This window comes from Phascolarctobacterium sp. ET69 (assembly GCF_023336935.1).
Taxonomy (GTDB): Bacteria; Bacillota; Negativicutes; order Acidaminococcales; family Acidaminococcaceae; genus Fusicatenibacter_A; species Fusicatenibacter_A intestinipullorum.
Genome location: NZ_JAMBLR010000001.1, coordinates 356,070 through 369,722, shown reverse-complemented (window position 1 = coordinate 369,722; position 13,653 = coordinate 356,070). Strand labels below are relative to the sequence as shown.

Below are 13,653 nucleotides of genomic sequence, written 5' to 3'. Positions count from 1 at the left end.
CATGGCAGTAAAAAAATCACTTAAAAATTTAAAATTTGATGAAGCACTGGCAATGCTTGAAGAAAAGGTAAAACTTCTTGAAGAAGGTAATTTGCCGCTTGAAGAATCGCTGGAGGTTTTTAAGGAAGGCATTGAGCTGAGCAAAATCTGCGCAGGCAGGCTTGATACCGCAAGGCAGACAGTTGAACAGATTATGGAAACAAGCAGCGGTTATACAACAAAACCTTTTGAGGAGATTGATGAATAGATGGATTTTGAAAAATATTATTCTGACAGGCAAAAACTGATTAACAATTTTTTGGAAAAAAGAATGCAGAAAAAAGGCATTTCCCGCGTGGATGAAGCCATGGCATACAGCCTTTTTGCAGGCGGCAAGCGCATACGCCCGATTCTTTTAATGGCTACTGCCGACGCCGTTGGTGCAAATGGCTATAATTTTTTGCCAGTTGCCGCCGGGCTGGAAATGATTCATACATATTCTTTGATTCATGATGATTTGCCGTGCATGGATGATGATGATTACCGCCGCGGCAAATATACAAACCATAAGGTTTTCGGCGAGGCAATGGCGCTTTTGGCAGGCGACGGCCTTTTAACACTGGCTTTTGAAGTTATGCTGGAGCAAAAAAATGTGCCGCCGGAAGTTCTGGTTGAAGTTGTGCGCGAAGTTGCCATGTGTGCCGGTAATTTTGGCATGGTTGGCGGCCAGGCGCTTGACCTTGACGCAGAAGGCAAACAAATCAGCGAAGCCGAACTGCGCAAACTGCATTCCGGCAAAACCGGCGCTATGTTTATTGCGGCAGTACGCGGCGGCGCGCATCTTGCCGGTGCAACAAACGACCAGCTGCTGGCGCTGACGCATTTTGCCGACCTTTTGGGCCTTGCTTTCCAGATTACTGACGATATTCTTGACGTTGAAGGCGATCCTGCCGAAATGGGCAAGAGCGCAGGCAGCGATGAGAAAAAACATAAATCTACCTATGTAAGTTTATATACGCTTGCCGGCGCCAAGGCACTGGCGGAAAAAACAGTTGCCGAAGCACTGGAGTGCCTGGACAGCTTTGGCGAAAAAGCCGAACCGCTGCGCCGGATTACAAAAATGATGTGCGGACGTAAATCTTAATAATTATTTGCCGGTTTAATAATTACAGGAAGGATAGATGCCTTAATGACAGCCGGATTATTAAAAAAGATTGATTCACCTGAAGATATAAAAAAACTTAATTATGAAGCGTTAAACGAACTGGCTGCCGAAATACGCGAGTATATGATTGAAGTCATCTCCAAAAACGGCGGGCATCTTGCCCCTAATTTGGGCGTTGTGGAGCTGACGCTGGCCCTGCATAAGGTTTTTAACTGCCCGAAGGATAAAATTATCTGGGACGTAGGGCATCAGTCATACATTCACAAAATAATTACCGGGCGGCGCGAAGCCTTTAAAACGCTGCGCCAGTATAACGGAATTTCAGGCTTTCCTAAAATTCAGGAAAGCAAGTATGACGCATTTGGAACAGGTCATTCCAGCACTTCGATATCGGCTGCTTTGGGCATGGCGATTGCGCGTGACCTGAAGGGCGAAGATAATGAAGTGGTTGCCGTTATCGGCGACGGCTCCATGACGGGCGGCATGGCTTATGAAGCGCTGAACAACGCCGGTGATTTGCAGAAAAAGCTGATTGTTGTGCTTAATGACAATGAGATGTCAATCGCCAAAAACGTCGGCGCTATGAGCGATTATCTGTACCAGCTGCGCACGGCAAAAACATATACCCGCATAAAAAAGGATTTGGAAGGCTGGCTTAAACATAAAAACTACGGCGAAAATATTATAAATATTGTCCGCCGCGTTAAAGGCAGCGTTAAATATCTGCTTGTGCCGGGTTCTGTTTTTGAACATCTGGGCTTTAAATACTATGGCCCTGTTGATGGGCATAATCTGGAACATCTTGTGGAAGTTTTTGAAACCGCTAAACAAACTACCGGCCCTGTTATCATTCATGTTATTACCAAAAAGGGCAAGGGATATGAACCTGCGGAAAAAAGCCCGAATAAATTTCACGGTACCGGGCCTTTTGAAATAAAAACCGGCAAAAAAATTACTAGCCCTGATGCGCCGGTGAGCTATACCGAAGTTTTTGGCAAAACGCTGGTGCAGCTTGCCAAAGAAGATAAAAAAATTGTTGCCATTACGGCTGCCATGCCGGACGGTACAGGCTTGAATTATTTTGCCGATGCTTACCCGGACAGATTTTTTGATGTAGGCATTGCCGAACAGCACGCAGTAACTTCGGCCGCAGGTATGGCAGCGGCGGGGCTGCACCCGGTTGTTGCTGTTTATTCAACCTTTTTGCAAAGAGCGTATGATTCCGTGCTGCACGATATTGCCATGCAGAATTTGCCAGTAGTACTTGGCCTCGACAGAGCCGGGCTTGTTGGTGACGACGGCTATACGCACCACGGCGTTTTTGATTTTTCATACTTACGTTTGATACCGCAGATTACCATTATGGCGCCGAAAGACGAAAACGAGCTCCGGCATATGCTGGCTACCGCGGTAAAATTTAACGGTCCTGTTGCTTTGCGCTATCCGCGCGGCAGCGGCTTAGGTGTTGATATTTCAGAACTGCTGCATACCTTGCCAATCGGCAAAGCCGAAGAATTAAAACAGGGCAGCGATGTATGCATCTGGGCCGTTGGCAGCATGGTTGACGAAGCAATGAAAGCAGCAGCTGCTCTTGAAGAAGACGGCGTCAGCGCCGGGGTTGTAAACATGCGCTTTGTTAAACCGTTTGACAGTGAGCTGCTTGTAAAAACGGCGCAGCAGTATAAAAATATAGTAACTATGGAAGAAGGCTCTTTAAAAGGCGGCGCAGGCAGCGCCGTGCTGGAAGTGCTTAATGAAAACGGTATGCTTCAAAGCGTAAAAGTGCTTAATTTAGGCATACCCGATAAATATATTCCCCATGGGGCAAAGCCTTTGCTGATGCGTGATATCGGCCTTGACCATGAAAGCGTTGTAAAACGTATTAAAGAATTTTTAAGTAACGGAGATTAATGTGAAGAAAGAACGTTTGGATACCCTGCTTGTGCAGCGCGGATTTTTTGAATCGCGTTCACGCGCGCAGGCGGCTATTATGGCCGGGCAGGTTCTTGTAAACGAACAGAAGATTGATAAGACAGGCACGCAGGTAGCGCCTGATGCCGCAATACGCCTTTTGGGCGGCGACCTTAAATATGTAAGCCGCGGCGGGCTGAAGCTTGAAAAGGCAGTAAGCTGTTTTAACCTTGATTTGACAGGCAAAATTGCTGCCGATATCGGCGCTTCAACCGGCGGTTTTACTGATTGCGCCCTGCAAAATGGTGCTGCGCGTGTGTATGCCATAGATGTTGGCTACGGGCAGTTGGCATGGAAGCTGCGCAGCGACGAACGTGTCGTTAATATGGAACGCACCAACGTACGCTATCTGGAAGCTGACAGCCTGCCGGAAAAGGTGGATGTTGCTACCATTGACGTTGCCTTTATTTCTCTTGACAAGGTTTTGCCTGCGGTAAAGAAAATAATTGCAGATGACTGCATTGTTATTGCGCTTATAAAACCGCAGTTTGAAGCCGGTAAGGAAAATGTAGGCAAAAAAGGCGTTGTGCGTGACCCGCAGGTGCATTTAACGGTAATAAACAATGTTATTGCAACAGCCAGGGAACTTGGCTTTAAAATTGCCGGGCTTGATTATTCGCCGGTTAAAGGGCCGGAAGGCAATATTGAATATCTTTTGTATTTAAAAAATGCCGCAGATGCGGAGGAAATTGCCGTAGACCCTGATGAAACAGTAAAAAAATCGCATTTAACACTTGATACAAGCGGAAAATAAGAAGGTGTAAAAATGTCCGTATCAACAATAGGGCTGTTTCCCAATATGCAGAAAGACAAAGTGCGTGACTGCCTGCCGGATATTTTGGCACTTTTGCGGAAATACGGCTTAAAAACGCTGCTGCCGGAAGATATGAAAAACTTTAAAGCAGCCGGTTATTACAGCAAAGAAGCAGAATCACTGGCGCAGATGGACGCCGGTATTTCGCTCGGCGGCGACGGTACTTTTCTGCAAATGGCGCGGCATCTTTCACCTTTAAAAATACCCGTGTTTGGCGTAAACTTTGGCAAACTTGGCTTTTTGGCAGAAACCGAAATGAGCGATTTTGAAAAAGCGCTGCAAAAACTTGCCGGGCATGAATTTGAACTGGAAGAACGCAGCCAGCTGAAAGCAAGCGTTGTAAAAAACGGCAGGGTAACTGTGCAGGCTCATGCGCTTAATGACATGGTTGTGGCTAAAGGGCATATTTCCAAACTTGCGCATCTGGAACTTAAAATTAACGGCAAACATTCCGGCATTTATGCCGCCGACGGGTTGATTGTGGCAACCGCAACCGGTTCAACAGCGTATTCGCTGTCGGCAGGCGGGCCAATGGTACACCCAAGCCTTGATGTGTCCATAATCACTCCGATTTGCGCGCATGCTTTATATACACGCCCGCTGATTATACCAGGAAATAATTTAATAGAAATCACGGCAGTGCCGCCCTATGAAGAACTGCTGCTTTCGGCAGACGGTGAAATTACGGCGGCAGTTGCCGAAGATGATATTATCCGCATAGAAAAGAATCCCGAACCCGTCAGGTTAATCCGTTTAAACGGAAGAAGCTATTATGAAACCTGGCAGCAAAAATTGATGCGTACCTGCAGAAATGAGGAAGCAAAATGAACGAAGAAGTATCCGTTAAACAATTAAAAACAAACCGCCATGCTAAAATTAAAAGCATAATTGAATCGCAGAAAATTGAAACCCAGGACGAACTTGCGGCAGCTTTGCGCGCCAGCGGCATAGAAGTTACGCAGGCAACCGTTTCGCGCGATATTAAAGAATTAATGCTGATTAAAGTTCCCGATGCTGCCGGGCGTTATTATTACGCTTTTCCGAAAGACCAGAATGCTCTTTTAAACTCCGGCAGAATGGAACGTATTTTGCAGGATTCGGTTTTAAACCTGAGGGCAGGCGGCAATTTGGTGGTAATACACAGCCTGCCGGGAGCTGCGTCTTCGGTAGCGCTTGCTCTCGATTATATGAAGTGGCCGGAGGTTTTGGGAACCGTTGCCGGTGACGATACGATTTTTGTAGCTGTTGATAAACCCGAAAATACGGATGTATTTATTGGCAGATTTTGTAAAAAATAGAGGTTGGCAGAATGCTTCAGGCTTTACATGTACATAATTTTGCTTTAATAGAAGATGCTAAAGTTGAATTTACCGGCGGCTTTAATGTTTTTACCGGTGAAACCGGCGCAGGCAAATCCATTCTTATAGATGCGTTCAGCATCGCTTTGGGAGCAAGGGCTTCGGCAGATTATGTGCGCAGCGGCACGGATGCTTTAACGGTACAGGCAATTTTTGATATTGATGATTGCCCGGCAGCCTTAAAACTTTTGGAAGAACAGGGTATTGATTATGAGGACGGGCTTTTTTTGCGCCGCCGCATAACCGCTTCCGGCAAAAGCCAGGCTACGGTAAACGGAGTGCAGGTTCCGCTGGCTGTTCTGCGCTCTTTTGCGGCTGTGCTTGTGGATATTCATGGCCAGCATGAGAACCAGGCGCTTTTAAAAGCCGGTTTTCCGCAGCAGCTTACAGATTTGTACGGACAAAGCCTTATTATGCCAGTGCTTAATGAATATAGCCGCGCTTTTGATAATTACAATAAAACCAAAAGCGAACTTGAGCATCTGCAAAGCATAGGGCAGGACCGTGAACGTATTTTAGACCGTCTGGAATGGGAAATTGAAGAAATAACCAACGCCGGGCTGCAAAAAGGCGAACTCGAAGACTTGCAGGAAGAATGGAAACGTATTCAGAACAGCGGCAAAATAATGCAGGCTGTAAGTGATGCCGGTGAAATTTTGGACGGCAAGTTCAGCGTTCTGGACGCTTTGGCTGAGGCGAAAAGCAGAATTGAAACGGCGGCAAGATATGATGCCGGGCTTTCGGAAAATTCCGAAATGCTGGAAACATGCTGGCTGACAGTGGAGGAATGCCATAAAAACCTGCTTGATTATCTGGAAAACAGTGAGTTTGACGCGGAGCGTTCCGCTTATGTTGAACAGCGTTTGGATTTATGGTATAAACTGCAGAAAAAATACGGTGCTGATTACGAAGCCATAAACGAATATCTTGAAAAAATTAAACAGGAAGCCGGACAGTTACAGGAAATTGACCGCAGCATTGCCGTTAAAAATAAGGAACTTTTAAAAAATCAGGCTGAACTGAAAGAATTTGCTGGTAAATTAACAGAGCTGCGCAAAAAATATGCGGGAATGCTTGCCGGTGAAATTACAAAACATATTGCCGATTTAGCCATGCCGCAGGGCAAGTTCACCATTCAGTTTGCCGTTAAAGAAGATTTCGGCAAAACCGGCTGTGATGATATGGTATTTATGTTTTCGGCCAATGCCGGAGAGCCGCTGATGGAAATTACAAAAGTTGCTTCCGGCGGTGAATTGTCGCGTATTGCGCTGGCTGTTAAAACGGTTTTGTTTAATGAACTTGGCGTACCTACAATGATTTTTGATGAAATAGATACCGGCATAGGCGGTGTTACTGCGCAGAAAATGGCGGAAAAAATTGCCGTTATTTCGCGTACGGGGCAGGTTATCTGCATAACGCATTTGCCGCAGATAGCGAGCTTTGCCGACAGGCATATTAAGATTAACAAAGTAAGTGCGGACGGACGCACGCAAACCGTTTTAAATGTGCTTGATAATAACGGACGCATTGAAGAATTAATGCGCATGACGGCGGGCGACAATATAAGCGAGGCTGCGCACCGTAATGCCGAAGAACTTTTAAATAAAGCAGCAGAATTTAAAAATGCAGGGTGATATTATGAAGAAAATTCATCAGGATAATCTGGACGAAAAATTCGTCAGCCGCAGGCAGGGCTTTGACGGACGCCTTTTAAAAGTTATGGTTGATACCGTTACTTTGCCAAACGGCAGGCAAACCACGCGCGAAATAATTGCCCACCCGGGGGCAGTATGTGTTGTGCCGGTGCTTGACGACGGCAGCATTATTTTTGTAAAACAATACCGTTATGCAGTGGGCAGCGTTTTGTATGAACTTCCTGCCGGAAAGCTAGACCATCCCAACGAAGATCCACTGGATTGCGCCAAACGCGAACTTTCGGAAGAAACTGGCTATGAAGCCGCCGAATGGCAGAAACTTACAAGCATTGTAACTACTCCGGGTTTTACTGATGAAGTAATACATTTATATCTGGCCAGAGGCCTGAAGAAGTTTGACCAGCATACTGACGAAGACGAGTTTATAGACATTGAAGCAGTAAAACCGGAAGAAGTGCGCCGGATGCTGCTTGATGAAGAAATTTTTGATGCCAAGACTTTAAGTGCTTTATGTATGATGCAGTTAGTTAACAAAAACTTCATTTGACGGGCGCATGGTTTTGTGCTATATTGTTTTTGTAATTTAATACAGGCCTTTGGGGTAGGGTTAGTTTCCCAACCGGCGGTAAAGTCCGCGAGCGTTAAGCATGAACCGGTGCAATTCCGGTACCGACAGTAAAGTCTGGATGAGAAAAGGCAAAAGAATTTTTACAGCTGAAACCCCGGAGGTTTTGGCTGTTTTTGTTTATAAAGAAGGTGAGTTAATGGACGATATTAAATGTATGCGCCGTGCTTTGGAACTGGCAAAGATGGCGGAAGGCGATACAAGCCCCAATCCCATGGTCGGCGCCGTTATTACAGACAGTTCCGGCAACATTGTCGGCGAAGGCTATCATCATAAAGCAGGCCAGCCACATGCTGAAATAAATGCTCTGGCAGCGGCCGGCGATAAGGCAAAGGGCGCAACCGTTTATGTTACGCTTGAACCATGTTCGCATTACGGAAGAACTGGCCCATGCTGCGAAGCGCTTATTAAAGCAGGCGTAAAAAAAGTTGTCAGCGCTGTTACAGACCCCAACCCGCTTGTAGCAGGGCGTGGTTTAAACCGTTTGCGTGAAGCCGGTATTGAAGTTGTAAACGGCATTTGCGAGGACGAAGCGAGAAAATTAAATGAAAAGTTTTTCTTTTGGATTACCCATAAACGGCCGTTTGTATCTCTTAAATATGCCATGACTCTGGACGGCAAAATTGCTGCCGACGGCGGCGATTCCAAATGGATTACCGGTGTGGAAGCCAGAACTTATGCGCATTACCTGCGTAAAACGCATGACGCCGTAATAGTCGGCAAAAATACGGTTCTGCATGATGACTGCGAACTTACTACCCGTATGGTGGAAGGCAAAAATCCTGTAAGAATTGTGCTGGACAGCAAATGCAGCCTGCCGGTGAATTCCAAAATTTTAAATGGTGAAGCGCGAACGATTGTCGCAGTAGGTGAAGAACCTTCACTTACCAACCTTAATGCGGTGAAACTTTTAAAAAATGTGGAAATTATAAAATTGCCGGAGCATGACGGCAAGCTTGACCTTAATGCTTTAATGAAGTACCTTGCAGAGCAGGAAATTACCAGCCTGCTTGTGGAAGGCGGCAGCGAAGTACACGGTGCGTTTTTGGATGCCGGATTTGCCGAAAGAGTATATGCGTTTATTGCCCCTAAAATTATCGGCGGCAGGAATGCCCTTTCCCCGGTGGGCGGCAATGGCTGTAAGGATATGGGCAAAGCGCTGTGCCTTACGGATATTGAACATAAAGAGCTCGGATGCGACCTTTTAATTACCGGCAGAACGGAGCGTGACTGACATGTTTACAGGACTTGTAGCGGAACTTGGCACTGTAACGGAGTTAAAACCGCTTAAACAAAGTTATAATATTACTGTAAAAGCACAGAAGGTTTTGGAGAACCTTAAAATCGGAGACAGCATTGCCGTTAACGGTGCCTGCCTTACGGTAGTAAAAATCATCGGCAGCGCCTTTACTGCCGATGTTATGCCGGAAACGGTTAAACTTACTAATCTGCGCAATTTAAAAAGCGGCGATAAGGTAAATCTTGAACGCACTTTAAAACTAAGTGACGGGCTTGACGGGCATATCGTAAGCGGCCATGTTGAAGGTATTGGCGTTATTACGTCCAAAAAGGCAGAGGGCATTGCCGAAATTGTAACCGTTAAAACACCGCCGCAGCTTTTAAAATATATAATAAAAAAAGGCAGCATTGCTATTGACGGCATCAGCCTTACCGTAACGGAAGTTACTGGCAGCGGTTTCAACGTATCGCTTATTCCGCATACCGCCAAAGAAACAACGCTCGGCTTTAAAAAGCCCGGCGATGAAGTAAACCTGGAAACAGATATTATCGGCAAATATGTCGAACATCTGCTTAATTTTAAAACATCCGCCGATGCGGAAAATAAAAATACTTTAACAAAATCACTTCTTTTTGAAAATGGTTTTATATAAAAGGAGGCAATTATGGATAATTTTAAGTTTAATACTGTTGAAGAAGCCATTGAAGCCATAAAAAACGGCAAAATGGTTTTGGTTACGGACGACGAAGACCGCGAAAATGAAGGCGACCTTATTATGGCAGCGCAGTTTTGCACCGGCGACGACGTAAACTTTATGGCAAAATACGCCCGCGGATTGATTTGCATGCCTGCCGACCCGCAGATTATGGATAAACTGCAGTTCGGCGCAATGGTTGCCAATAATACCGATAACCACGAAACGGCTTTTTCGGTTTCTATCGACCATGTTGACACCACTACCGGTATTTCTGCCTATGAACGCGCCTATACCATGCGCAAATGCGCCGACCCTGCTTCTCAGCCGCAGGATTTCCGCCGCCCGGGGCATGTATTTCCGCTCCGCAGCAGAAACGGCGGCGTTTTAAGGCGTACCGGGCACACCGAAGCAACTACTGATTTATGCCGTTTGGCAGGACTGACACCTGTTGGCATTTGCTGCGAAATTATGAGCGACGACGGCAATATGGCACGCACTCCGGAGCTTATTGAATTTGCCAAAAAACATAATCTGGTATTTATAACCGTTGCCGCGCTTGTTGCTTACCGTAAAAAGCACGAAAAAATGGTTCACCGCGTAGCGGAAGCAGCACTGCCGAGCAAATACGGCAATTTCCGCATTATCGCTTATGAAAATGACCTTGACAGCCAGTGCCATGTTGCCATTGTAAAGGGCGATATTGCCGGTAAAAAGGATGTTATGGTACGCGTACATTCCGAATGTCTTACAGGCGATGCGCTTGGTTCGCTGCGCTGCGACTGCGGCGACCAGCTGGCAACCGCATTGAAAATGATTGAAAAAGAAGGCTGCGGCGTAGTTGTTTATATGCGTCAGGAAGGGCGCGGAATTGGCCTTGCCAATAAAATACGTGCTTATGCCTTGCAGGACCAGGGGCTTGATACCGTTGAAGCAAACATAAAACTCGGCTTTGCACCCGATTTGCGTGATTACGGTATCGGCGCACAGATTCTTGCCGATTTGGGGCTTTCAACAATCCGCCTGATTACCAATAACCCGGCCAAACGCGCAGGGCTTACAGGCTACGGCATTACCGTTACCGGCAGGGTGCCCATCATTATGGAGGCAAACTGCTATAACGAACATTATCTTGATGTTAAAGAAGAAAAAATGGGACACAAATTACACGAAAAATAATTGGAGGAATGAAAATGAAAGTTTTAGAAGGCAAATTAACAGCAAAAGGCATGAAAGTTGCTATTGTAGCATCCCGTTTTAACGAATTTATTACCAGCAAACTTATCGGCGGCGCGGAAGACTGCCTGCTTCGCCATGGGGCAGAAGGCGAAGATTTAACGCTTGTATGGGTTCCCGGCGCGTTTGAAATTCCGCTGGCTGCGCAAAAACTTGCCAAAAGCGGCAAATATGATGCCGTTGTATGCGTTGGCGCTGTAATCCGCGGAGCAACGCCGCATTTTGATTATGTATGCGCAGAAGCCTCCAAAGGCATTGCCCATGTAAGCCTTGAAACCGGCGTACCGGTTGCTTTCGGCGTTTTAACAACCGATAATATTGAACAGGCTGTTGAACGTGCAGGCACCAAAGCAGGCAACAAAGGTACTGATGCGGCAATGTGCGCTATTGAAATGGTAAATTTAATGCGTGAAATGTAAGAGGTTTTTATGGAAGATACTTTAACTATTGCTACGGCGGAAGGCGTGCGCATTTACGCCATTACAACCAAAAATCTGGTGCAGGAAGCTGCTGACCGCCATCATACAAGCCATTTGGCAACGGCCGCGCTCGGCAGAGCCATGAGCGGTGCTTTAATGCTTGCCGCAACAATGAAAGACGGCGAACGTATTCTTTTAAAACTTAAAGGCGACGGACCGCTAGGAGAGGTTGTCGCCGAAGCGCAGGGAACTTCCGTGCGCGGATATGTTGGCGAGCCGGATGTGTTTATGCCTTTAAAAAACGGCAAGCTCGATATCGGCGGCGCGCTTGGGCAGGGCACAATTACCCTTACCCGTTATCTGCAGAACGGTGAATCGTTTACAGGGCATGCAGAACTTGCCGACGGTGAAATTGCAACCGATATTACCAATTATCTTTATATGTCCGAGCAGACTCCATCATCGGTTGCGCTTGGCGTACTGGTTGACAAGGAAGGTAAAGTGCTTGCCGCAGGCGGTTATTTTATTCAGGCTATGCCCGGCTGCGATGAAGAAGTGCTGGAAAAACTGGGCAATAATGTAGCCGTTACGCCCTATGTAACGCAGTTGCTGGAACTTGGCTATACGCCCGAAAAAATTATTGAAGTGCTTGCCAGAGGACTGGAATTTGATATAAAAGAAAGCATGCCCGTTAAGTTTTCCTGCGGGTGTTCTAAAGATAAAATACTGAACATGCTTGCGGCTTTAAGCAAGGATGATATTGATTATCTGACAGAGCAGCCTGATACGGAAGTGCATTGCCAGTATTGCAACAAGGTATATCATTTCAGTAGTGAAGAACTGAAGCAGCTTAAAACAAATTAAAACTGCTTGACAAAGCAAACAACTGTTTGTATAATGTTTTTAGAAGAGCAGATACAACGGTGGAGGTAAAATTTATGGCATCTGAAAACATAGATAAAATGAAAGCGCTTGACCTTGCCATGCGCCAGATTGAAAAAGATTTCGGCAAAGGTTCCATTATGAAACTTGGCGAAGCAAGCAGCAAAATGAATATAGAAGTTATTCCGACCGGTGCTTTGTCGCTTGATATTGCTTTGGGCGTTGGCGGCATACCGAGAGGAAGGGTTATAGAAATTTACGGCCCTGAATCTTCTGGTAAAACGACTGTTGCCCTGCATATGATTGCCGAAGCGCAAAAACTCGGCGGTTATGCGGCTTTTATTGATGCCGAACATGCACTTGACCCGGAATATGCCCGCCGCCTTGGCGTAGATGTTGACAATCTTTTGATTTCCCAGCCTGATAACGGCGAACAGGCACTGGAAATTGCCGATGCTCTGGTACGCAGCGGCGCTATCGACATTATCGTTATAGACTCTGTTGCAGCGCTTGTTCCCCGCGCGGAAATTGAAGGCGAGATGGGCGATTCCCACGTTGGCTTGCAGGCGCGCCTGATGAGCCAGGCACTGCGCAAACTGACCGGCTTAATTGCAAAATCCAAATGTGCAACCGTATTTATTAACCAAATCCGCGAAAAAGTAGGCGTTATGTTTGGCAACCCGGAAACCACTACTGGCGGCCGTGCTTTAAAGTTTTATGCAACCGTGCGCATGGACGTGCGCCGTGTTGAAACATTGAAAAACGGCAACGATATGATTGGCAGTCGTACCCGCGTTAAAATTGTTAAAAACAAAGTGGCGCCTCCGTTTAAACAGGCTGAATTCGACATTATGTACGGAGAAGGCATTTCTCATGAAGGCTGCATTGTTGACCTTGGCGTTGAGCTTGAATTAATTACCAAGAGCGGCGCATGGTATTCATACGGTGATGTACGTTTAGGGCAGGGTAAGGAAAAAGCCAAAGAATATCTGAAGGATAACCCTGAACTTTTGCAGGAGATAGAAAATAAAATCCGTGCCATGACCATTAAACAGGCTGCCCCCGAAGGTGAAACCGAAAGTGCTGCGCAGGAAGAATAATAAAACCTTTGATAACGAAAAGGATGCTTATAATTACGCGCTGACGCTTTTAAATTACCGTGATTACAGCATAGCGGAAATGCAGGCAAAATTAAAAAAGTGTTCCGTATCGGATGCCGATATTAAAGCTGTAACTGATAAGCTGTGCGGATATGGTTTTTTGGATGAAAAACGCTATGCACTGCGCGTTTATGACAGCTGGCTTGCCAAAAAATATTACGGCAAAGGTTATTTAAAAAATACTTTGCAGAAACGCAGTGTTGATGACGAAATAATTAACGAAGTTGCCGGACTTGTTGAAGCAGATGTTGAAATTGAGCGCTGCTGCGCTGCTGCCGACAGCTACATAAAAAAGAAAAAAATAAACAGTTTTGAAGACGCGATGAAAGTTAAAGCCGGATTAGGAAGGTTTTTATTTGCAAGAGGTTTTTCTGTTGATTTGATAAAGAAAACTATTGCAGAAAAAATAAGTTATTCCGGTGTGGATAATTATGATTAGTGATACAAACTTGACT

Annotated in this window: 15 protein-coding genes and 1 riboswitch; all 15 genes read left to right on the top strand. The window is 45.9% G+C overall.

Annotation, left to right across the window (positions count from 1 at the left end):
• Position 1 precedes the first annotated feature (1 nt).
• The 15 genes from xseB (at position 2) to M3079_RS01720 (ending at position 13,637) form a co-directional block, all read left to right on the top strand.
• Complete coding sequence (xseB, locus tag M3079_RS01790; RefSeq protein ID WP_021716450.1) at positions 2–247, top strand: exodeoxyribonuclease VII small subunit; 246 nt, start codon at positions 2–4, stop codon at positions 245–247.
• Positions 248–1,123, top strand: coding sequence for a polyprenyl synthetase family protein (locus tag M3079_RS01785; protein ID WP_249076857.1), 876 nt, complete (start codon positions 248–250; stop codon positions 1,121–1,123).
• Positions 1,124–1,168: 45 nt separating this feature from the next.
• Positions 1,169–3,055 carry a 1-deoxy-D-xylulose-5-phosphate synthase gene (dxs, locus tag M3079_RS01780; protein ID WP_249076855.1) on the top strand — a complete coding sequence of 629 codons (1,887 nt, stop codon included), beginning with the start codon at positions 1,169–1,171 and terminating at the stop codon, positions 3,053–3,055.
• Position 3,056: 1 nt separating this feature from the next.
• Positions 3,057–3,869, top strand: coding sequence for a TlyA family RNA methyltransferase (locus M3079_RS01775; protein WP_249076853.1), 813 nt, complete (start codon positions 3,057–3,059; stop codon positions 3,867–3,869).
• A gap of 12 nt (positions 3,870–3,881) precedes the next feature.
• The gene (locus tag M3079_RS01770; protein ID WP_249076851.1) at positions 3,882–4,757 is read left to right on the top strand and encodes an NAD(+)/NADH kinase; all 876 of its coding nucleotides are present in this window, start codon (positions 3,882–3,884) and stop codon (positions 4,755–4,757) included.
• Entirely contained in the window at positions 4,754–5,227 is a 474-nt protein-coding gene (argR, locus tag M3079_RS01765) for an arginine repressor (protein ID WP_249076850.1), read from the top strand. Before M3079_RS01770 ends, argR begins: the two co-directional genes overlap by 4 nt.
• A gap of 11 nt (positions 5,228–5,238) precedes the next feature.
• Complete coding sequence (recN, locus tag M3079_RS01760) at positions 5,239–6,921, top strand: DNA repair protein RecN (RefSeq protein ID WP_249076849.1); 1,683 nt, start codon at positions 5,239–5,241, stop codon at positions 6,919–6,921.
• Positions 6,911–7,489 (top strand): NUDIX hydrolase, encoded by a 579-nt coding sequence (locus M3079_RS01755; protein ID WP_249076848.1) that lies wholly within the window; start codon positions 6,911–6,913, stop codon positions 7,487–7,489. Before recN ends, M3079_RS01755 begins: the two co-directional genes overlap by 11 nt.
• A gap of 41 nt (positions 7,490–7,530) precedes the next feature.
• A riboswitch (FMN riboswitch) is annotated at positions 7,531–7,644 on the top strand.
• A 62-nt stretch (positions 7,645–7,706) separates the two neighbouring features.
• Positions 7,707–8,801, top strand: a complete 1,095-nt coding sequence (gene ribD / locus M3079_RS01750; RefSeq protein ID WP_249076847.1) for a bifunctional diaminohydroxyphosphoribosylaminopyrimidine deaminase/5-amino-6-(5-phosphoribosylamino)uracil reductase RibD — start codon at positions 7,707–7,709, stop codon at positions 8,799–8,801.
• Position 8,802: 1 nt separating this feature from the next.
• A complete protein-coding gene (locus M3079_RS01745) occupies positions 8,803–9,459 on the top strand; it encodes a riboflavin synthase (protein ID WP_249076846.1) in 657 nt (218 codons plus the stop codon).
• Between the two features lie 12 nt (positions 9,460–9,471).
• Complete coding sequence (locus M3079_RS01740) at positions 9,472–10,680, top strand: bifunctional 3,4-dihydroxy-2-butanone-4-phosphate synthase/GTP cyclohydrolase II (RefSeq protein WP_249076845.1); 1,209 nt, start codon at positions 9,472–9,474, stop codon at positions 10,678–10,680.
• A gap of 14 nt (positions 10,681–10,694) precedes the next feature.
• Entirely contained in the window at positions 10,695–11,156 is a 462-nt protein-coding gene (gene ribE, locus M3079_RS01735; protein WP_249076844.1) for a 6,7-dimethyl-8-ribityllumazine synthase, read from the top strand.
• A gap of 9 nt (positions 11,157–11,165) precedes the next feature.
• Positions 11,166–12,020 (top strand): Hsp33 family molecular chaperone HslO, encoded by an 855-nt coding sequence (gene hslO, locus M3079_RS01730; RefSeq protein ID WP_249076843.1) that lies wholly within the window; start codon positions 11,166–11,168, stop codon positions 12,018–12,020.
• A 74-nt stretch (positions 12,021–12,094) separates the two neighbouring features.
• Positions 12,095–13,138 (top strand): recombinase RecA, encoded by a 1,044-nt coding sequence (gene recA, locus M3079_RS01725; protein WP_021716434.1) that lies wholly within the window; start codon positions 12,095–12,097, stop codon positions 13,136–13,138.
• Positions 13,107–13,637, top strand: a complete 531-nt coding sequence (locus M3079_RS01720; protein WP_249076842.1) for a regulatory protein RecX — start codon at positions 13,107–13,109, stop codon at positions 13,635–13,637. Before recA ends, M3079_RS01720 begins: the two co-directional genes overlap by 32 nt.
• Positions 13,638–13,653: the final 16 nt, after the last annotated feature.